Origin of the sequence: Marinobacterium sp. xm-a-127, from assembly GCF_013283425.1 — a bacterium.
In the GTDB taxonomy this organism is placed as follows: Bacteria; Pseudomonadota; Gammaproteobacteria; order Pseudomonadales; family Balneatricaceae; genus Marinobacterium_E.
Window position 1 is genome coordinate 1 of the sequence record NZ_WBYH01000005.1, and the last position, 22471, is coordinate 22471.

A 22471-nucleotide genomic window follows, 5' to 3' on the forward strand; every position below is an offset into this window, starting at 1 on the left:
ATCTGAGCCATGATCAAACTCTTCAGTTAAAAAGTTCGACAATCCGAAGATCATCTAAATCTGCTCAAGAAAAACATTACGCTAAATGAATTCACATATAGGTTGCTTGTCTTGTTAAGCTTTTGTGCTCAACCTCAACAAGCGCCCACACGCATTACCTGATTAATTGTTAAAGAGCGTGCCACCGATCTCTTGGCGGCTGCTTGAGTACTCGTCTCAAGCGAGGTGCGTATATTACCGACACCCGATTTTTATTCAACCCCTTTTTTGTAAAAAAACTAACTTTTTTACAAATAAAACAGGTGGTGTTTCTTTTTACCCAGTTTGACTAGGAAATATTTACCAAATAGGCCTGCTTCAGAGCTGAAAATTTCGTTGCCTGACATATTATCGGCCATACCACAGGCACGATCATTTACGATGACAGCGTCACGCTGCAGTGCATCTTTGATCTGCTTACCGGAATTCGCCATACCCGCATCAACCAACAGTGTCGTCAACGGTGTATCCGAAAGATCCGTTGGAACCTGTGTCGCCGGAAGACCATCTTGCTTAAGCTGCTCAAAGTCAGCTTCACTTAACTGACTAATATCACCTGAGAAGAGTGACTCTGTAATTCGCTTAGCCGCTTCTACTGCATCATTACCATGCACCAAGCGTGTCACCTCTTCCGCGAGAATCGCTTGCGCTTGAGGACGACCAGTCGCTGCTTTATCTTCCTCTTCAATGTCAGCAATTCTCTCAACATCTAAGAAAGTGAAGTAACGAAGGAACTTGTAAACATCTGCATCAGCCGTCGACATCCAGAATTGGTAGAAGGCGTAGGGCGATGTTTTAGTCGCATCTAACCAGATAGTACCTGACTCGGTTTTACCAAATTTTGTTCCATCTGACTTGGTTACCAGTGGCAGCGTAATACCGAACACCTGGTTGCCATTCATACGGCGTGATAGTTCGATACCACCAGTAATGTTGCCCCACTGATCAGAACCACCGATCTGTAAAGTACAACCGTGCGACTTATTAAGCTGCTGGAAGTCAAAAGACTGAAGAATCATGTAGGTAAACTCTGTAAAAGAGATACCAGATCCCTCACGATCAATACGCTGTTTTACAGACTCTTTTGCAATCATCGAGTTTACAGAGAAGTGCTTGCCCACATCGCGCAGGAAGGTCAGTACATCCATGCCTCGAGTCCAGTCGAGGTTATTTACAACCTCGGCACTGTTATCGCCGTTATCAAAGCTGATGAACTGACTCACTTGTGCTTTGAGTTTATCCACCCAACCAGCAACCGTTGAATCATCGTTTAACTTTCGCTCCTGTGCTTTAAAGCTCGGATCACCGATCAAACCGGTTGCTCCACCCACAAGAGCCAAAGGCTTATGGCCATACTCTTGAAAACGACGCAATGTTAACAGCGGCACTAGGCTACCAATGTGCAGACTATCTGCCGTCGGATCGAAACCACAATAGAGCGTTACAGAACCCTTCTCTAGGTGTTCCATTAACTCATCTTCACTACTCATTTGCGCGACAAGTCCACGCGACTGAAGTTCAGCGATTAAATTGATATTTGCCATGGTTTGTTTCAATCCGATGTTTGCGGTCTTAATTTGAGAGGCGAGATTCTACCGATTGATCATCTGTTAGACAAATTTGATAAGGGATCCATTTGATTAAAATCATCGCTAAATCGCTTTATCTATCGGAATCTAGATGGAACTTTTATACAATTAACTGTCTAAGGGACAAACACTCTGTTTCAACTAATATCTGGCTGTAGGTTTGGCTAAAAATATTTTCAGAAAAGCGAAGCGATTTCCTAAGATGCACCTTGCCGTTGTTGGGTCTCTGTCGTTTATCGCCTTGATGCTCTCGATACTTCCTTCATCGGAGGTAGAAGCCACTCGATCTCAGATCGAACTTATCTCACCCAAAGCCCTTCCAGAAGCACAACTACCGGTGGCTGAAACCACCTCTTCAACCCTTATAGAACACAATGAGCAAACCTCAGCCACCACTGAAGTGGCAGAACAGCCACCCGCTATTGAGTGGCAACGCTTTAAAGTCAAAAGCGGTGACAACCTAAGCAAAATCTTCAAGCGTGCCGGCCTAGGTGCTAAAGATGTTCATAAGATTGCCCAGGCTGATAAAAAAACCAAGCACTTCAATGCGCTCCGTCCTGGCCAGACGCTCAGTCTTCACATTGAAGATAACCAACTCATCACACTGCGCATTGAAAAGAGCCTGTTAGAGTCAGTTGAGTTTTCGCTGACGGATACGGGTTATCAGCAAGAGACCCTAGTACTTGAACCCGAGATGCGCCAGCGGTTCGTCACTGGAGAGATCTCCAGCTCGCTCTACCTTGCAGCCAAAAGCGCCGGTCTATCTGAGAACATCACCATGAAACTGGCCGAGGTATTTGGCTGGGACATCGATTTTGCTCTGGATATTCGCAAAGGCGACCAGTTTAGAGTGCTGTTTGAAGAGAAGTATTTAGATGGAAAAAGAATTGGCGATGGCGACATTCTTGCCGCGGAGTTCACCAATAACGGTGATACTTTCGCCGCCGTTCGCTATGAAGACTCCAACGGTGACGTAAACTACTTCACTCCGGAAGGCCGCAGTATGCGTAAAGCTTTCCTACGCTCCCCTGTCGACTTCCGCCGAATCAGCTCAGGCTTCACACGCGAGCGCTACCATCCAGTGCTTGGCGTAAAACGTCCTCACCGAGGAACTGATTACGCTGCTAAAACAGGCACACCCATCAAGGCAGCCGGGGATGGCAAAGTTATTTGGCGCGGTACAAAAGGCGGATACGGTCGTACGGTCATTATCCAACACGGTGGCAACATCACGACGCTCTATGGCCACATGAGCAAATACAACAGCAAGGTTAAAAAGGGTTCACGCGTTAAGCAAGGCCAGACCATTGGCTACGTAGGTATGAGCGGCACTGCAACCGGCCCCCACCTGCACTATGAGTTCCGAGTTGCGGGGGTCCATAAGAACCCACAGACGGTGAAACTTCCTGCCGCACAACCGATTGCTAAGAAAGAGCGTGCCAACTTCAATAAAGTGGCTAACGATATGATTGCTTCACTTCAGCAGAAGGCCATTGAGCAACTGATTGCCAGTGAGAGTCGTGCAGCAGAGTAAAATGTTTCTGGGCCTCATGTCCGGCACCAGCTTAGATGGGCTCGACATCGCTCTTTGCTACTTCGAACCTGAGTATCAACTACTGCACTCTCGCTGTTTCGAATTCTCTGACGAACTTAAGCAGCGCATTCTTCCCTTTATGACTGGCCAGCCCCAATCGATTGATCAGCTGATGATCCTAGATAGGGACCTGGCCACTTTTGCTGCGGAAGCCATTCTGATCTTCCTGCATGACCACCGCATTGATCCTAAAGAGGTCAACGCTATTGGCTACCACGGTCAAACCCTACGACATAGACCAGACGAAGGCTGCACTCTGCAGGCAGGTAACCCTCATATTCTGGCCGAGATGACCGGAATCGATGTCATTGCCGACTTCAGACGACGCGACCTTGCAGCAGGTGGTGAAGGAGCGCCTTTGGTACCTGCCTTCCATCATTTCCTAACCGAGAAGATGCGCCGACCCTTTGCCCTTTTGAACCTTGGCGGCATTGCAAACCTCTCTCTGTTTACATCAAACGGAGATATTCAAGGTTTTGATACCGGACCTGCTAACACACTGATCGATCAGTGGATCTACCAACATAAGGGGGTTCACTTTGATGCAGAGGGTGCATGGGCGGCGAGCGGTGATATAAACCAACCCTTGCTTGACGCTCTGTTAGACGAGCCCTATTTCCAAAGAGCCGCCCCAAAAAGCACCGGTCGGGAGACCTTCAATCTAGACTGGCTCAATCATAACCTTGCAGACTTTGATCAGCTACCGCCTGAAGATGTTCAAGCGACATTGACTGAATTAACCGCAGTGACCATTGCTGACGCTCTAAAACAGGCCAAGCTGACCCACTGTCAACTGATTCTATGTGGCGGAGGCGCGCGAAACGATCATTTGATTGAACGCCTAACAGCACACCTACCTGACTTCACCATTATATCCAGCGACCTATTAGGCTGGTCAGCCGATGCCATGGAAGCCGCTGCCTTTGCTTGGCTAGCTTGGGCTTTCAAAAACAAAAAAGCTGGGAATATCCCAGCTGTGACAGGCGCCTTCGGTGAGCGTCGCCTTGGCGCGCTCTTTCCCGCTTAAGGCTGAAGGACGTAGCGCAACGTCTCCACTACCTGCTCATTCGTCTTGGCCCAGGCTAGAGATTGAGCATCAACCTCTTTAAGTGGGTGAATCAAATCTTCTGCATGCAGAGTAATGTAAGGCTTACCCAAAGCAGCACAGTAGCCTGCATCGAATGCAGCATTCCACTGCTTATACTTGTCACCAAAACGAATCACAACCAGATCAGCTTGTTCGATCATCCCTTTGGTTCTAATTAGGTTCACTTTGGATGACTGGTGATCACGCCAGAAATTATCTGACTGCTCTCCCAAGTGGTCGCCGGCAGCATCACTGGCAGGGTGATCAGTGACCGGAGCCAAATAGGTAATATCCAGACCCAATGCTTCAGTACCTTGGCGAATCACATCACGCCAATCGGTATGAATTTCACCCGACATATACACTTTGTAACTCATGATAGCCCCCTAATAAAAAAGCCAGCAACTCTTGCTAGGAGCCGCTGGCCTATAGCATTCATTTAAATTGAGAAAGATGAACCACAACCACAAGTCGTTGTTGCATTAGGATTGTTGATCACGAACTGGGAACCCTGTAGACCCTCTTTGTAATCCACCTCTGCACCCACAAGATATTGAAAGCTCATCGGATCAACCACCATGGTCACTCCCGCATTCTCAACCACAGTATCATCTTCAGCCACAGACTCATCGAAAGTGAAGCCGTACGAAAAACCTGCACAGCCACCACCAGTAATGAAGACGCGCAACTTTAGGTTATCGTTCTGCTCCTCTTCAATCAGAGTACGTACCTTATTTGCAGCAGAGTCAGTAAAGATCATATCGGCATCAGCGGACATGAATACACACCTCAAAATTCATTGGAATGGGTGAATTCTCACAAAACCAAGTAAAACAGTCAAGAATTATGGCATCAACGCTACGTTAGTGAGGCCTGCATTCTCTTTTAGGCCAAACATAATGTTCATGATCTGAATTGCCTGACCAGAAGCACCTTTCACTAAGTTATCGATGACTGAGAGAACCACGACCGTATCATCATCTTGTGGACGGTGAACGCTGATACGACAGAAGTTAGACCCTTTTACACTGCGAGTCTCAGGGTGAGAACCTGCAGGCAACACATCGACAAAAGGCTCGTTGGCATAACGTGCTTCAAAGAGCTCTTGCAGACCCGAATCAACAGGGTCTTTCAACGTAGAGTAGAGCGTCGCGTGAATACCACGAATCATCGGCGTCAAATGAGGTACAAAGGTTAAACCGACCGGCTTACCCGCCGCCCAAGTGAGTCCTTGGCGAATTTCAGGGAGGTGGCGGTGGCCAGGCACACCATAGGCTTTAAAACTCTCGCTCGACTCACACAGCAATGTACCAACACTGGCGCCACGACCGGCACCGGATACACCCGACTTACAGTCGGCAATCAAACGGCGTGTATCAACCAAACCCGCTTCTAGCAGCGGCAAAAAGCCCAGCTGAGTCGCGGTGGGGTAACAGCCAGCACAAGCAATTAACTGCGCATCTTTAATCTGCTCCCGATTCAACTCAGGTAAACCGTAGACCGCTTTCTCAACCAGGTCTGGGCAGCTGTGGTCCAGCTTGTACCACTTCTCCCAAAGCGGTACATCCTTGATTCGGAAGTCAGCACCCAGATCGATCACGCGCACACCACGGTCAACTAACGCCGGCGCCATCGACATGGCAACACCGTGCGGCGTTGCAAAGAAGACAACATCACAGGCGGCCAAGCGGTCAACATCTGGCACGGTAAACTCTAGATCGTAATGACCACGAAGATTGGGGAACATATCAGCAACTGGCATACCCTCTTCAGAGCGGGAGGTAATCACCTCGACAGAGACTTCTGAATGGTTGGCCAACAGTCTAAGCAGTTCAACGCCGGTATAACCCGTGCCACCCACAATACCTACTTTAATCACGATAGTTCCACGCTCCATGTTAGCCATACTGACTGAGTCTTAAGAATTCAGGTGCTGTATAATACGCCACAGTGATTTCCAACTCCAGATTCACGATCCAAGGGATTTGTTCAGGCGTACTACTGACACTCCCTTGCTGGCTGTGGATAATGGTCAAAAATGTTTACCGAGGTTAAGTTGATGTCTAAGTCAGAACAGTTATTTGAAGCCGCCCAGAAACACATCCCAGGCGGTGTTAACTCGCCCGTTCGTGCGTTCAAAGGTGTCGGTGGCACACCGGTCTTTGTTAAACGTGCCGAAGGCGCTTACATCTTCGACGAAGATGACAAACAGTACATCGACTACATCGGCTCTTGGGGCCCTATGCTGTTTGGCCACAACTACCCTCCTGTGATCGATGCGGTGCGTGATGCCCTAAACCACGGCATCTCTTTCGGTGCACCAACAGCAATCGAAACAGAGATGGCAGACAAAATTTGTGAGCTTGTACCCTCAATGGAGATGGTTCGCATGACCAGCTCGGGTACTGAAGCGACCATGAGTGCCATCCGATTAGCGCGAGGTTACACCGGTCGCGATAAGATCGTTAAATTTGAAGGCTGCTACCACGGTCATTCCGATTCACTGCTGGTCAAAGCGGGCTCAGGAGCACTGACACTGGGCGAACCAAACTCACCTGGAGTGCCTGCTGCACTGGCGGAGCACACCATCACACTGCAGTTTAACAACCTAGAGAGTGTCAAACAGGCCTTCGCTGAAGTGGGTAAAGAGATTGCGTGCATCATCGTTGAGCCAGTCGCTGGCAACATGAACTGTATCCCTCCAGTAGAAGGATTCTTGGAAGGCTTGCGTGCCATCTGTGATGAATACGAAACCGTTTTGATCTTTGACGAGGTGATGAGTGGCTTCCGCGTAGCGCGCGGCGGTGCACAAGAGCTTTATGGTGTCACACCTGATCTTACCACTCTAGGCAAGATCATTGGCGGCGGCATGCCCGTTGGCGCCTTTGGTGGCAAACTGGAGATCATGCATCAGATCGCGCCACTGGGCCCTGTTTACCAAGCGGGCACCCTATCAGGCAACCCTCTAGCCATGCGTGCCGGCCTTGCTATGCTAACCGCGATGGAGCGTGAAGGCTTGTACGAAGAGTTAAGCGCGAAGACAGAATACCTCACCGAAGGGTTGAAGGCAGTAGCGGCTAAAAACGGCATCTCTGTGACCACGACCGCAGTAGGTGGTATGTTTGGTCTGTTCTTCACCGATCGTGAGAACATCACTGGGTTTAGTGATGCAACCGCCTGTGATGTTGAAGCGTTCGGAAAGTTCTTCCACCACATGCTCGACGAAGGAGTCTATCTGGCACCTTCAGCGTATGAAGCGGGCTTCCTTTCCGCCGCTCATACAGAGGCTGACCTAGACGCAACCATTGCAGCGGCTGACCGCGCCTTTGCGAAACTGGGGTAATCTACGATGACTCTGTTGGGGCAAATACTCCTGTTGCTAGCAGCCATCGCTAGCACGCTCTACCTCTTCAGAGGGACGCAAGATGACCTCGATAGCAGCAGTGAGATCAAAGTCACTCGACTCTCACTGCTGAGCATGATCATTGCACTCATTGGCAGCTTCACCCTGACCAGTGACTCCATGGACAGTTCGACACTGCTTCGGATACTGAACAATTTGGCCCTCTATGCAGGGGCCCCTATGATGGCTAGCGCACTGCTGGCACGTGCGGTGCAGCGCAGCTTCACCATGCAAACCTGGGGGCGTTACCTACTGGCACTGATTGCCCTGTTTGAGCTCTGCCGTAGAATGGATGCCGGAGCAGGTTACGCTATGGTGTTGGCTATTGTTCTAATAGGTGCATTAGGAGCAGCTGCCTTTCTTAGCAAAATCAGATCCCAACGAGCTTCGTTTTTGAGTGCTGCACTTCTACTGGCAATCGCTATTTTCAGCTGGAAAGCCAACACCTCTGATCTACTACTCTACTTAGCCCTTAGTTTGACGCTTCTGTTTGCCTCCAAAGGATTGAAGGCCAAAGCTTCACAGGCATAAAAAAGCAGAGGCGGTAAACCGGCTCTGCTTTTTAATCACTGATATCAATTAGTAGCGGTTCAACATGCCATCAAGGATGTTTTTCGGCGCTTCTGCGTAGTTTTCAAACTCCATTGAGTAGGTCGCACGACCCTGGGATGCTGAACGAAGATCGGTCGCATAACCGAACATCTCACCCAGTGGCACTGCAGCACGAATCACCTTGCCTGATGTCGTATCTTCCATACCCTGAACCAGACCACGACGGCGGTTAAGGTCACCCATCACGTCACCCATGTACTCTTCAGGTGTCACGACTTCCACTTTCATCATCGGCTCTAGAAGACAAGGATCAGCTTCCATAGCGTACTTTTTAAGTGCTTGTGATGCGGCGATCTTGAAGGCCATCTCATTAGAGTCGACATCGTGGAAAGAGCCGTCGTAAAGACGCGCTTTCAGACCGATCAATGGGTAGCCCGCAAGAACACCGTTCTTCATCTGCTCAGAGATACCTTTCTCGATCGCAGGAATGTACTCTTTTGGAATCGCACCACCGACGATCTCATTGATGAACTCCAACCCTTCGTCATCACTTGGCGAGAACTCAACGACAACGTGACCATACTGACCACGACCACCTGACTGGCGGGCAAACTTGTGGTTTGCAACAACACTGCTGCGGATCTTCTCACGGTAAGCCACCTGAGGCTTACCGATGTTCGCTTCAACCTTGAACTCACGTTTCATACGGTCAACGATGATGTCTAGGTGAAGCTCTCCCATACCCGAAATAATGGTCTGGCCTGTCTCTTGATCGGTCTCAACACGGAAGGATGGATCCTCCTGCGCCAATTTGCCCAGTGCCAAGCCCATCTTCTCTTGATCCGCTTGTGATTTAGGCTCAACCGCAACCGAGATCACTGGCTCAGGGAACTCCATACGCTCTAGAACGATCTTCTTGTCAGCATCACACAGCGTATCACCTGTGGTCACATCTTTAAGACCGATCATCGCAGCGATGTCGCCTGCACGAACCTCTTTAATCTCTTCACGGCTGTTAGCGTGCATCTGCACCATACGACCGATGCGCTCTTTCTTCTGCTTAACCGAGTTATAAACGCTGTCACCAGATACCAACACACCTGAGTAGACACGAACGAACGTCAAGGTTCCCACAAAGGGATCGGTAGCGATCTTGAATGCCAGTGATGCGAACGGCGCGTTGTCATCCGCTTCACGCGTTTCAACGGTCTCAGCAGCATCATCCAATGTACCTTCGATCGCTTTGACCTCAGTCGGCGATGGTAGGTACTCAATAACCGCATCGAGTACTGCTTGAACGCCTTTGTTCTTGAACGCAGAACCGGCTAGCATCAAAACAATCTCGTTATTCAGAGTACGCTGACGCAGACCCGCTTTAATCTCATCAATAGATAGCTCACCCTCTTCAAGGTACTTATCCATCAACTCTTCATTGGCTTCGGCCGCCGCTTCTAGCAGCTCTTCACGAAGCTCTTCGGCACGGTCCTGTAGATCAGCTGGAATCTCTTCCAGATCATAGGTCATACCTTGATCGGCTTCGTTCCACATGATCGCTTTCATGCTGATCAGGTCAACGACGCCTTTGAATTCATCTTCAGCACCAATCGGAATATTAATAGGTACTGGTACAGCACCCAGGCGCTGTTTAAGCTGATCAACCACCATGTAGAAATCTGCACCGGCACGGTCCATCTTGTTCACAAACACCATACGAGGTACTTCGTACTTGTTTGCTTGACGCCATACCGTTTCAGTCTGCGGCTGAACACCCGAAGAGGCACAGAGCACAACAACGGCACCATCCAGTACACGCAGTGAACGCTCTACCTCAATGGTAAAGTCAACGTGCCCAGGAGTATCAATGATGTTAACGCGGTGCTCATCGAACTGCTGATTCATCCCTTTCCAGAAACAGGTTGTCGCAGCCGAGGTAATGGTGATACCACGCTCCTGCTCTTGCTCCATCCAGTCCATGGTTGCAGCGCCATCGTGCACTTCACCGATCTTGTGTGACATGCCTGTGTAGAACAGAACGCGTTCGGTTGTTGTCGTTTTACCAGCATCTACGTGAGCACAGATACCAATGTTACGGTAACGATTAATTGGGGTAGTACGAGCCATTGATCAAACTCCTGAAACGTAAAAAGCCCTCGTCATAAACGAAGGCTTTAAAAAAGCGAATTTAAAGCTGGCGAAATGATAACACCATTTCGCCAGATAAAAACGCTTAGAAGCGGAAGTGTGCGAACGCTTTGTTAGCGTCAGCCATGCGGTGAACGTCTTCACGTTTCTTAACCGCAGCGCCACGACCTTCAGCCGCGTCTAGTAGCTCGCCCGCTAGACGAAGAGACATGTCTTTTTCGCCACGCTTACGCGATGCGTCAACCAGCCAACGCATTGCAAGCGCCATACGACGTGATGGACGAACTTCAACAGGTACTTGGTAAGTTGCACCACCAACGCGGCGAGACTTAACTTCGACCATAGGCTGAACAGTTTCCAACGCTTTATCAAACAGTTCCAAAGGATCTGCTTTAGTACGCTCTTCAACTTTCGCTAGAGCGCCGTAAACGATGCTCTCTGCTACAGATTTTTTACCGCTAATCATCAAGTGGTTGATGAATTTAGCCAGTGTGATGTTTCCGAATTTAGGATCCGGTAGAATTTCGCGCTTTGCAGCGACGCGTCTTCTTGGCATGGATAAGCCCTCAATAAATCGTTTAAAAGGTCTTCAGGTTACTCAGGCAATTAAGCCTGCCCTTACTCTTATCGTCTCGGTCTAGCTACCAGCGCGGACTAGGTCCTGCTTAACAGCTTCGCCGACTCTCATAGAGAGTAGACGAACTTAAGACTTAGGACGCTTAGCACCGTACTTAGAGCGGCCCTGTTTACGGTCGTTAACGCCCGCACAGTCAAGCGCACCACGTACAGTGTGGTAACGTACACCAGGTAGGTCTTTAACACGGCCACCACGGATAAGAACAACACTGTGCTCCTGTAGGTTGTGACCTTCACCACCGATGTATGAAGAAACTTCGAAACCGTTAGTAAGACGAACACGACAAACTTTACGTAGTGCTGAGTTCGGTTTCTTAGGTGTAGTAGTGTAAACGCGGGTACATACGCCACGACGTTGAGGACAAGCTTCTAATGCACGAACATCAGACTTCTCTACAACGCGTTTACGTGGTTTGCGCACCAGCTGGTTGATAGTTGCCATTAAGCAAACTCCACGTTTAGTTAAACAACAAAAAGACTAGGACCGAAGCCCTAGTCATTCAGGGGGCGAAATTTTAATCAATTCCACCCCTTCTCGTCAACGTCTTCTGAAATTATTCAGAATCTTCCACTGAAGCGTTCAATGCTTCAGTCAAAGCTGCTTGTACTTCTTCAGCACTTACAGTGACGCTAGATTCTGTATCCTGCATACGTTTGCGTTTGCGTTCGCTGTGGTATGCAAGACCAGTACCGGCTGGGATCAGACGACCCACAACCACGTTCTCTTTCAGACCGCGCAAGTAATCTTTCTTGCCGGTTACTGCACCTTCCGTTAGGACACGAGTTGTCTCCTGGAACGACGCTGCAGAGATGAACGACTCTGTTGCCAGAGAGGCTTTAGTAATACCTAGAAGCACACGTTCAAACTTAGCTGGCTGCTTACCTTCAGCAACCAATTTTTCGTTTGCGATTGTCACATCTACGAATTCAGCCTGTTCACCCTGAATGAATTCAGAATCACCGCTATCTAGGATCTCTACCTTGCGAAGCATCTGACGCACAATCACTTCGATGTGCTTGTCGTTGATGCCTACACCCTGTAGACGGTAAACGTCTTGGATCTCAGAAACGATGTATTTAGCTAGCTCTTCTACGCCCAATACGTGCAGGATATCGTGTGCACTTGATGGACCATCTGAGATCACCTCACCCTTCTCAACTGTCTCACCTTCGAAGACGTTAAGCGAGCGCCACTTCTGAATCATCACTTCGATTGGATCCGCACCATCAGTTGGAGTGATCACAATACGACGCTTACCTTTGGTCTCTTTACCAAAGCTGACAGTACCTGAAATCTCAGCAAGCACAGCCGCTTCTTTTGGTTTACGCGCTTCGAATAGATCCGCTACGCGTGGAAGACCACCGGTGATATCTTTGTTGACAGTACCCTCTTGTGGTAGACGTGCTAGGACGTCACCAACACCCACATCTGCACCATCTTGAAGGTTCAAGATCGCATTAGGTGGCAGCATGTACTGTGCAGGCATTGCTGTACCAGCGTGAAGAACGTCTTCACCCTTGGCATCAACAAGCTTGATCATTGGACGGATATCTTTACCTGCCTGTGGGCGGTCTTTGATATCCAATACTTCGATCGTAGTTAGACCTGTTAGCTCATCCGCTTGGCGCTTAACAGTGATGCCGTCTTCAAGACCAGCGAACTGAATGCGACCCGCAACCTCGGTTACGATTGGGTGAGTGTGCGGATCCCAGTTAGCAATGATTGCGCCTGCTTCGACAGTGTCGCCATCTTTCGCTTTGATCACTGCACCGTAAGGTACTTTGTAACGCTCGCGCTCACGACCGTGCTCATCGGTTACACCGATCTCACCAGATCGTGAAGAAGCGACTAGGTTGCCATCTGCACGCTCAACGGTTTTAAGGTTGTGTAGACGAATTTCACCGCCGTTCTTAACCTGGATGTTATCGACAGCAGCTGCTCGTGATGCCGCACCACCGATGTGGAAGGTACGCATGGTAAGCTGTGTACCCGGCTCACCGATTGACTGTGCAGCGATAACGCCGACAGCTTCACCGATGTTAACCTTGTGACCGCGACCTAGGTCACGACCGTAACAGCTTGAACAGATACCGTGGTGTGATTCACAGGTAATAGCAGAACGAACGATCACTTCATCGATCGAGCTGTAAGTATCGTCATTATCTAGACGTGCTACCCAAGCTTCATCCATCAATGTACCCGCAGGGATCAATACATCTTTACCCTGTGGATCAAGAACGTCTTGTGCAATAACACGACCAAGAACACGCTCACCTAGACCAACAACTACGTCGCCGCCTTCGATTAGCGCCTGGATCACTAGACCCTCTTCAGTGCCACAATCTTGCTCTGTGATAACCACATCCTGAGCAACGTCTACTAGACGACGAGTTAGGTAACCCGAGTTCGCAGTCTTAAGTGCCGTATCGGCTAGACCCTTACGAGCACCGTGAGTCGAGATGAAGTACTGAAGTACGTTTAGTCCTTCACGGAAGTTAGCCGTGATCGGTGTCTCGATGATCGAGCCATCTGGCTTAGCCATCAGACCACGCATACCTGCTAGCTGACGAATCTGAGCCGCACTACCACGTGCGCCTGAGTCGGCCATCATGTAGACAGAGTTGAAAGACTCTTGCTCTTCCTGCTCGCCTTCAGCGTTGATCACTGTGTCAGACTTCAGGTTGTCCATCATCTTCTTAGCAAGCAATTCGTTTGCACGAGACCAGATATCGACAACCTTGTTGTATTTCTCACCCTGAGTAACAAGACCGTCTGCGAACTGACGCTCGATCTCTTTCACTTCAGTGTCGGCTTCAGCAACAATGTTCACTTTCTCATCTGGGATAACGAAATCGTTAACACCGATCGATGCACCTGAAAGCGCTGCTTGACGGAAGCCCATGTACATTAGCTGGTCAGCAAAGATAACCGTATCCTTCAGACCACAACGACGGTACGCCTCGTTAAGAAGACGCGAGATCGCTTTCTTCTTCATCGCCTGGTTGATCAGTTCGAACGGAAGACCCGTTGGAACGATATCAAACAGCATTGCACGACCCACTGTCGTATCAACGATTGCAGTGCGAGACTCTTCGTTACCTTCGATGTCGCGGATCGTTTCGTTGATACGAACCTTCACGCGAGCCTGTAGGTGAACCTGTTTAGCACCATACGCACGCTGAACCTCTTTGATATCAGAGAATGCCATGCCTTCGCCCTGCGCATTGATGCGCTCACGAGTCATGTAGTACAGACCCAATACCACGTCCTGTGAAGGAACGATGATCGGCTCACCATTTGATGGCGAAAGAATGTTGTTGGTAGACATCATCAAAGCACGAGCTTCAAGCTGCGCTTCGATCGTCAACGGTACGTGTACCGCCATCTGGTCACCGTCGAAGTCGGCGTTATACGCAGCACACACAAGTGGGTGTAGCTGGATCGCTTTACCTTCGATCAAAACAGGCTCAAATGCCTGGATACCAAGACGGTGAAGTGTCGGTGCACGGTTTAGAAGAACTGGATGCTCACGGATAACCTCATCAAGGATATCCCATACAAGCGGCTCTTCACGCTCAACCATCTTCTTAGCGGCTTTAATCGTAGTTGCGTAACCACGAAGCTCTAGCTTAGAGAAGATAAATGGCTTGAATAACTCAAGAGCCATCTTCTTAGGAAGACCACACTGGTGAAGACGCAGTGATGGGCCAACCACGATTACAGAACGACCAGAGTAGTCAACACGCTTACCTAGAAGGTTCTGACGGAAACGACCCTGCTTACCTTTGATCATGTCAGCAAGCGACTTCAGAGGACGCTTGTTAGAGCCAGTGATGGCACGACCACGACGACCGTTATCAAGCAACGCATCGACAGATTCCTGCAACATACGTTTTTCGTTACGTACGATGATATCTGGAGCGTTAAGGTCTAGAAGACGCTTCAAACGGTTGTTACGGTTGATCACACGACGGTATAGATCGTTAAGATCAGAGGTTGCGAAACGACCACCGTCCAGTGGTACTAGTGGACGTAGATCTGGTGGTAGAACTGGAAGAACTTTTAGGATCATCCACTCTGGGTTGTTACCAGACTTGTAGAACGCTTCAAGTAGCTTAAGACGCTTAGACATCTTCTTAAGCTTAGTTTCTGAGTTAGTCGCAGGAATCTCTTCACGAAGAACTGAGATCTCAGCTTCTAGATCGATCGACTTTAGAAGTTCGCCGATCGCTTCAGCACCCATACGAGCGTCAAAGTCATCACCGAACTCTTCCAGTGCTTCAAAGTACTGCTCGTCGTTCATTAGCTGACCGCGCTGAAGCGTAGTCATGCCTTCATCGATCACAACAAATGATTCGAAGTAGAGAACGCGCTCGATGTCACGAAGGGTCATATCTAGCATCAAGCCGATACGAGACGGTAGTGACTTAAGGAACCAGATGTGTGCAACTGGAGAGGCTAGCTCGATGTGACCCATGCGCTCACGACGCACTTTAGTCATTGTCACTTCAACGCCACACTTCTCACAGATAACACCACGGTGCTTCATGCGCTTGTACTTACCACATAGACATTCGTAATCCTTTACAGGACCGAAAATCTTGGCACAGAACAGACCGTCACGCTCTGGTTTGAATGTACGGTAGTTAATCGTCTCAGGTTTTTTAACCTCACCATAAGACCATGAACGAATCATGTCTGGTGAAGCCAGAGAGATACGGATCGAATCGAACTCGTCGCTCTGACTTTGAGTCTTCAACAGATTAAGTAAATCTTTCATTATCTATAGCTCCTCACGGGAGGGGGCTGCAGCACTTGGCATACAGCCCGATGTTCAATTAGGCCCTTACTCGTTCTCTAGCTCGATATCGATACCGAGAGAACGGATCTCTTTGATCAGCACGTTAAATGATTCAGGCATGCCTGGATCCATGCTGTGGTCGCCATCGACGATGTTCTTATACATCTTCGTACGACCATTCACGTCATCGGATTTGACTGTGAGCATCTCTTGAAGCGTGTAAGCTGCGCCGTACGCTTCCAGTGCCCAAACCTCCATCTCACCGAAGCGCTGACCACCGAACTGAGCTTTACCACCCAGCGGCTGCTGAGTAACAAGGCTGTAAGAGCCGGTTGAACGTGCGTGCATCTTGTCATCAACCAAGTGGTTAAGTTTCAGCATGTACATGTAGCCAACAGTCACTGGACGGTCGAACTTGTCGCCTGTGCGACCATCGAACAGATCCACCTGTCCACTATCATTCATGTCTGCAAGACGCAGCAGCGCTTTGATTTCAGATTCTTTAGCACCATCAAAGACTGGAGTCGCTAGTGGAACACCCGCTTTGAGGTTGTCAGCCAGAGCCAAGATCTCGTCATCGCTGAATGACTTAAGATCTTCTTTACGAGCACACTCTAGGCCGCTGTGCTGTGCGTTGTAGACGGCTTCAAGGAATTCACGAACTTCCTTAACTTTTTCAGCCTTCTTACGCTCAACTTCCAGCATGGTGTTGATCTTACGACCAAGACCTTTCGCTGCAGCACCCATGTGAGTCTCAAGGATCTGACCTACGTTCATACGAGACGGTACACCTAGCGGGTTTAGAACCACATCAACTGGCTCACCGTTCTCATCGTAAGGCATGTCTTCGACAGGCATGATAACTGAGATAACACCCTTGTTACCGTGACGACCTGCCATCTTGTCACCAGGCTGTACGCGACGCTTAGTTGCTACGTACACCTTAACAATCTTAAGTACGCCAGGCGCTAGATCATCACCCGTCTGAAGTTTGCTCTTCTTATCTTCGAAGCGCTTATCCAGCATTTCGCGACGCTCTTCAAGCTGCTTCTTAGCCGCTTCAAGCATCTCTGCTGCTGCACTGTCAGATACACGAATCTTGAACCACTCATCGTGTTTAAGTTCAGCAAGGAATTCAGACGTGATCTCTTGACCCTTCTTAAGACCAGCACCACCGTCAGCTTTAAGGCCAACTAGCGTACGCTCAAGACGTTCGAAGGTTGCCACTTCAACAATGCGGAACTCGTCATCAAGGTCTTTACGGATGCTTGCAAGTTCAGCTTGCTCGATAGCGATTGCACGCTCATCTTTTTCAACACCGTCACGAGTGAAGACCTGAACGTCGATAACCTTACCAACAGTACCTGTCTTAACACGTAGAGAGGTGTCTTTAACATCAGACGCTTTCTCACCGAAGATCGCACGCAGTAGCTTCTCTTCAGGAGTCAATTGAGTTTCGCCTTTAGGCGTTACTTTACCTACTAGAATGTCACCAGGACCTACTTCTGCACCAATGTGCACGATGCCTGATTCGTCTAGTTTAGCGAGTGCAGATTCACCAACATTCGGGATATCCGCAGTAATCTCTTCAGAGCCTAGCTTAGTGTCACGAGAGACACAGGTTAGCTCTTGAATGTGGATCGTAGTGAAACGATCTTCTTGAACAACACGCTCAGAGATTAGGATCGAGTCCTCGAAGTTGAAACCGTTCCAAGGCATGAACGCGATACGCATGTTCTGGCCAAGGGCTAGCTCACCAAGGTCAACCGATGGACCATCGGCTAGGATATCACCACGTGATACCTGCTCACCTAGGTTAACGATTGCGCGCTGGTTGATACATGTGTTCTGGTTCGAACGCACGTACTTAGTTAGGTTGTAGATATCTACACCTGCATCGCCAGCAGTAATTTCGTCATCGTTAACGCGAACAACCACACGGCTTGCGTCAACAGATTCAATAACACCGCCACGCTTAGCAACCACACAGACACCCGAGTCACGAGCAATGTTGCGCTCGATACCGGTACCAACAAGCGGCTTATCAGCCTTCAGTGTTGGAACAGCCTGACGTTGCATGTTCGATCCCATCAATGCACGGTTCGCATCATCGTGCTCAAGGAACGGGATAAGAGCTGCCGCAACCGACACAACCTGACGTGGTGAAACGTCCATGTATTGTACGCGCTCTTTAGGCATTACAGTTGTTTCGTTCAGGTGACGAACAGTGACCAGCTCATCAGTCAGTTTGTTCTTCGCATCCACCGTTGCCGAAGCCTGTGCGATAACGAAGTTAGACTCTTCAATAGCTGATAGGTAATCGATGTCGTCTGTTACCTGACCATCAACAACGCGACGGTAAGGAGTCTCTAGAAAGCCGTAGTTGTTTGTACGAGCAAACACAGCTAACGAGTTAATCAGACCGATGTTTGGACCTTCAGGAGTCTCGATAGGACATACACGACCGTAGTGAGTTGGGTGTACGTCACGAACCTCGAAGCCCGCGCGCTCACGCGTTAGACCACCTGGGCCTAGTGCAGAGACACGACGCTTGTGAGTTACTTCTGAAAGCGGGTTGTTCTGGTCCATGAACTGTGACAGCTGCGACGAGCCAAAGAACTCTTTAATGGCAGCAGCAACTGGCTTAGCGTTGATCAGATCCTGAGGCATCAGGTTGTCTGATTCAGCCATGCTTAGGCGCTCACGTACAGCACGTTCTACACGAACAAGACCGACACGGAATTGGTTCTCAGCCATCTCACCAACTGAACGGATACGACGGTTACCAAGGTGGTCGATATCGTCAACAACGCCTTTACCGTTACGGATCTCGATCAGTGTCTTCATAACATCTAGGATGTCATCTTTAGACAGAATGCCTGAACCTGTCTCCTCTTCACGACCAAGACGGCGGTTGAACTTCATGCGACCTACCGCAGAAAGATCGTAGCGCTCTTCAGAGAAGAATAGATTTTCAAATAGTGATTCTGCTGACTCTTTCGTTGGTGGCTCACCAGGACGCATCATGCGGTAGATCTCTACCAATGCTTCTAGCTGGTTACGAGTCGGGTCAATACGAAGAGTGTCAGAAACGAATGGACCACAATCCAATTCGTTAGTGTAAAGCGTTTCGAAACGTTCTATCTTAGCTTCTTGAAGCTTAGCTACCGCCTCTTCAGTCAGCTCGGTGTTACAAGGAAGCAGTACTTCACCTGTAGCAGGATCAACGATATCTTTAGCTAGAGCTTTGCCCACTAGGTACTCTGCAGGAGTCTCTAGTTGAGTCATACCCTCTTTCTGCATCTGACGGATGTGGCGCGGAGTGATACGGCGACCCGCTTCAACAATCACATCACCTTTAGGTGTAAGGATCTCGAAGCTCATTGTTTCACCACGTAGGCGCTCAGGAATAAGATCCATCTGAATCTTATCTTTCGATAGATTCCAGCCAGTCGTGTCAAAGAAGATATCTAGAATCTCTTCTGCTTGGAAACCAAGCGCGCGCATCAAGATAGTCGCAGGGAGTTTACGGCGACGGTCGATACGAACAAATAGAGAGTCTTTTGGATCAAACTCGAAGTCGAGCCAAGAACCACGGTAAGGAATGATTCGAGCAGAGTAAAGCAATTTGCCCGATGAGTGTGTTTTACCCTTGTCGTGATCGAAGAATACACCAGGTGAACGGTGGAGCTGCGATACGATTACGCGCTCAGTACCATTGACAACAAAGGTACCATTCTCAGTCATGAGCGGCATTTCGCCCATGTAAACTTCTTGCTCTTTAATGTCTTTAACCGCTTTCGTAGACGAATCGCGATCGTAGATCACCAGACGCACTTTAACGCGTAGTGGCGCTGCGTAGGTGATACCACGCTGCTGACACTCTTTTACGTCAAAGACAGGCTCACCTAGGCGATAACCAGCGTATTCCAAAGCAGCGTTTCCAGAGTAAGAAACGATTGGGAATACAGAATTGAATGCGGCATGAAGCCCCTCTTCGGTGCGACCTTCAGAAGTAGCGCCCGCCTCTAGAAACTTACGATATGAATCCAGCTGTGTCGCGAGCAGGTAAGGTAGTTCCATTACCTGACCGAGTTTACTGAAATCCTTTCGGATACGTTTCTTCTCAGTGTATGAATAAGCCATCAGTGTTCCCCAGCATGTGCATCTAGGTTGAGAAACCAAACTCGATAAATTATCGAGCAATTCGTTCCGTTAAAAAGTCTATCTACTAATAACGGAAAAAGGCCGGTGGCATTTTTGCCACCAGCCATACGCTTTTTAAGCAGCGTAAAGCTGCTTAATGCGCAGCAAGCTCAAGTTATTACTTAAGCTCGACAGAAGCGCCAGCTGCTTCAAGATCAGCTTTGATCTGCTCAGCTTCTTCTTTAGAAGCGCCTTCTTTAACAGTTGAAGGTGCACCGTCAACCATCTCTTTCGCTTCTTTAAGACCAAGGCCAGTTACTGCACGAACTACCTTGATTACGTTTACTTTCTTATCGCCAGCAGAAGCTAGAACAACGTCGAAGTCAGTCTTCTCTTCTGCAGCACCGCCAGCATCGCCAGCAGGACCAGCAACTACTGCAGCTGCAGCAGATACGCCGAATTTTTCTTCCATTGCAGAAACTAGTTCAACAACGTCCATTACTGACATTTCAGCAATTGCATTTAGGATATCGTCTTTAGACAGAGACATGATTAATTCCTTTATTAAATCGGTTACTTAGCAACCAGCCAATTAAGCTGCTTGCTCTTCTTTCTGAACGCGTACCGCATCGATAGCACGTACGAGCTTGCCAGCAGCTGCTTCTTTCATGCAGCTCATTAGCTTCGCTAGTGCTTCGTCGTATGTCGGTAGGCTTGCTAGCATTGCGATATCAACGATCTCGCCTTCGAAGGCAGCTGTTTTCAGCTCAAACTTGTCATTGCCTTTTGCAAAGTCTTTCAAGATACGGGCGCCAGCGCCTGGGTGCTCTTGAGAGAAAGCAATGATAGTTGGACCTACGAACGAGTCCGCTAGACATTCATAAGCTGTGCCCTCTACTGCACGACGTGCTAGCGTGTTACGTACGACTTTAAGCCATACACCCGCTTCACGTGCCTGCTTACGCAGTGCAGTCATATCGCCTACTTCAACGCCGCGGGAATCCGCAACGACAGCAGACAATGCAGAGCCAGCAGCTTCCTGAACCTCAGCGACGATCGCTTTTTTCTGTTCAAGTCCTATTGCCACAATTTACTCCTGGTTGTCTTTCGACATATTTACCAACCACCCCGCTTACGCGAGGCATGAGTACGGCTAAAATGATTCCGAGGAATCTCACCGTCTGCGCAGGCTGGTTGGCCCATTAAGATGCCACTGAAGAATCAATAGCATCACCTGCGGTCTTTGACGGTCTTCGTCTCTGTCAGACAGGTCTGAAGACCCTCAAATACCTTTGCTGGAGGATTAAGCGTCTAGTGACGCAACATCCACCTGTAGACCCGGTCCCATAGTGGTAGACAGGGTTACTTTCTTAACGTAAACGCCTTTAGCAGACGCTGGCTTAAGTTTCTTAAGCTCAGCAAGTAGAGCCGCTACGTTTTCAGCGATTTGGTTTGGCTCGAAGCCTACTTTACCAACTGACGCGTGAATGATGCCGTTCTTATCAGTACGGAAACGTACCTGACCAGATTTAGCATTCTTAACTGCACCAGCAACATCTGGAGTTACAGTACCAACCTTAGGGTTTGGCATTAGGCCACGTGGACCAAGCACTGTACCTAGCGCACCAACAACGCGCATAGCGTCTGGGCTTGCAATTACTACGTCGAAGTCTAGGTTGCCAGCTTTAACTGACTCAGCAAGATCTTCAAAACCAACAACGTCCGCGCCCGCTTCTTTTGCTTTCTCAGCGTTTTCGCCTTGAGCAAATACAGCAACACGAACTTCTTTACCTGTACCGTTTGGAAGAACACTTGAACCACGTACAACCTGGTCAGATTTCTTCGGATCAACACCTAGGTTGATCGCAACATCTACAGACTCAGCGAATTTAACAGCAGAAACTTCTGAAAGAATCTGAGCAGCATCAGCAGCAGCGTACAATTTACCCGCTTCTACTTTTTCAGCGATCGCCTTTTGACGTTTAGTCAACTTAGCCATTACTCATCACCCTCCACAACTAGACCCATGCGACGTGCAGAACCTGCAATCGTACGTACCGCTGCATCCATGTCCGCAGCAGTAAGGTCAGCCATTTTAATTGTTGCAATCTCTTCAAGCTGAGCGCGAGTAACAGTACCCACTTTCTCAGTGTTTGGACGAGATGAACCAGATTTAAGACCAACCGCTTTCTTCAATAGGATTGAAGCTGGTGGAGTCTTAGTGATGAACGTAAAGCTACGATCAGCGTATACAGTGATAACCACTGGAATTGGCATACCAGGTTCCATCGATTGAGTCTGTGCGTTGAACGCTTTACAGAACTCCATGATGTTCACACCGTGTTGACCTAGCGCAGGACCTACTGGCGGACTTGGGTTCGCCTGACCTGCTTTAACCTGCAACTTAATGTAGGCTTCTATCTTCTTAGCCATTGAGCTACTCCTTTGGGTACAAGCGCCTCTCGGCTCCCCTTTACACAA

At 49.0% G+C, this 22471-nt stretch carries 17 protein-coding genes; 4 read left to right on the forward strand and 13 right to left on the reverse strand.

Features of this window, described 5'->3' with window-relative positions:
- Positions 1-287: 287 nt before the first annotated feature.
- Positions 288-1583, reverse strand: coding sequence for a tyrosine--tRNA ligase (gene tyrS, locus XMA127_RS09605; protein ID WP_173481805.1), 1296 nt, complete (start codon positions 1581-1583; stop codon positions 288-290).
- A gap of 205 nt (positions 1584-1788) precedes the next feature.
- Between tyrS and XMA127_RS09610 the strand changes: the two genes are divergently transcribed.
- On the forward strand, positions 1789-3162 hold the full coding sequence (locus tag XMA127_RS09610; RefSeq protein ID WP_254442858.1) for an OapA family protein: 1374 nt from the start codon (positions 1789-1791) through the stop codon (positions 3160-3162).
- Between the two features lies 1 nt (position 3163).
- A complete protein-coding gene (locus tag XMA127_RS09615; RefSeq protein WP_173481804.1) occupies positions 3164-4249 on the forward strand; it encodes an anhydro-N-acetylmuramic acid kinase in 1086 nt (361 codons plus the stop codon).
- On the opposite strand, the gene XMA127_RS09620 is transcribed toward XMA127_RS09615, so the two are convergent.
- From XMA127_RS09620 to argC, 3 genes are all read right to left on the reverse strand, one after another.
- Positions 4246-4686: a YtoQ family protein gene (locus tag XMA127_RS09620; RefSeq protein WP_173481803.1), complete on the reverse strand. Its 441-nt coding sequence runs from the start codon at positions 4684-4686 to the stop codon at positions 4246-4248. The two genes, XMA127_RS09615 and XMA127_RS09620, sit on opposite strands and share 4 nt — an antisense overlap.
- A gap of 62 nt (positions 4687-4748) precedes the next feature.
- Positions 4749-5087: an iron-sulfur cluster insertion protein ErpA gene (gene erpA / locus XMA127_RS09625; protein WP_173481802.1), complete on the reverse strand. Its 339-nt coding sequence runs from the start codon at positions 5085-5087 to the stop codon at positions 4749-4751.
- 66 nt (positions 5088-5153) lie between these two features.
- A complete protein-coding gene (gene argC / locus XMA127_RS09630; protein ID WP_173481818.1) occupies positions 5154-6188 on the reverse strand; it encodes an N-acetyl-gamma-glutamyl-phosphate reductase in 1035 nt (344 codons plus the stop codon).
- A gap of 180 nt (positions 6189-6368) precedes the next feature.
- Here argC and hemL point away from each other — a divergent pair, with 180 nt between their 5' ends.
- Positions 6369-7652 (forward strand): glutamate-1-semialdehyde 2,1-aminomutase, encoded by a 1284-nt coding sequence (hemL, locus tag XMA127_RS09635; protein ID WP_173481801.1) that lies wholly within the window; start codon positions 6369-6371, stop codon positions 7650-7652.
- Positions 7653-7658: 6 nt separating this feature from the next.
- Positions 7659-8243, forward strand: coding sequence for a hypothetical protein (locus XMA127_RS09640; RefSeq protein ID WP_173481800.1), 585 nt, complete (start codon positions 7659-7661; stop codon positions 8241-8243).
- 48 nt (positions 8244-8291) lie between these two features.
- Here the strand turns inward: XMA127_RS09640 and fusA are convergent, their stop codons facing one another.
- The 9 genes from fusA to rplK form a co-directional block, all read right to left on the reverse strand.
- Entirely contained in the window at positions 8292-10385 is a 2094-nt protein-coding gene (fusA, locus tag XMA127_RS09645; protein ID WP_173481799.1) for an elongation factor G, read from the reverse strand.
- 106 nt (positions 10386-10491) lie between these two features.
- Positions 10492-10962, reverse strand: coding sequence for a 30S ribosomal protein S7 (rpsG, locus tag XMA127_RS09650; protein ID WP_173481798.1), 471 nt, complete (start codon positions 10960-10962; stop codon positions 10492-10494).
- Positions 10963-11109: 147 nt separating this feature from the next.
- Complete coding sequence (rpsL, locus tag XMA127_RS09655; RefSeq protein ID WP_173481797.1) at positions 11110-11484, reverse strand: 30S ribosomal protein S12; 375 nt, start codon at positions 11482-11484, stop codon at positions 11110-11112.
- Between the two features lie 112 nt (positions 11485-11596).
- Positions 11597-15823: a DNA-directed RNA polymerase subunit beta' gene (rpoC, locus tag XMA127_RS09660; RefSeq protein ID WP_173481796.1), complete on the reverse strand. Its 4227-nt coding sequence runs from the start codon at positions 15821-15823 to the stop codon at positions 11597-11599.
- Between the two features lie 66 nt (positions 15824-15889).
- Positions 15890-19990, reverse strand: a complete 4101-nt coding sequence (gene rpoB / locus XMA127_RS09665; RefSeq protein ID WP_173481795.1) for a DNA-directed RNA polymerase subunit beta — start codon at positions 19988-19990, stop codon at positions 15890-15892.
- Between the two features lie 178 nt (positions 19991-20168).
- On the reverse strand, positions 20169-20540 hold the full coding sequence (gene rplL / locus XMA127_RS09670) for a 50S ribosomal protein L7/L12 (RefSeq protein WP_173481794.1): 372 nt from the start codon (positions 20538-20540) through the stop codon (positions 20169-20171).
- Positions 20541-20582: 42 nt separating this feature from the next.
- Complete coding sequence (gene rplJ / locus XMA127_RS09675) at positions 20583-21077, reverse strand: 50S ribosomal protein L10 (protein ID WP_173481793.1); 495 nt, start codon at positions 21075-21077, stop codon at positions 20583-20585.
- Positions 21078-21293: 216 nt separating this feature from the next.
- Positions 21294-21989 carry a 50S ribosomal protein L1 gene (gene rplA, locus XMA127_RS09680; protein WP_173481792.1) on the reverse strand — a complete coding sequence of 232 codons (696 nt, stop codon included), beginning with the start codon at positions 21987-21989 and terminating at the stop codon, positions 21294-21296.
- Positions 21989-22423 (reverse strand): 50S ribosomal protein L11, encoded by a 435-nt coding sequence (rplK, locus tag XMA127_RS09685; RefSeq protein ID WP_173481791.1) that lies wholly within the window; start codon positions 22421-22423, stop codon positions 21989-21991. The genes rplA and rplK overlap by 1 nt, the downstream gene beginning before the upstream one ends.
- Positions 22424-22471 lie beyond the last annotated feature (48 nt).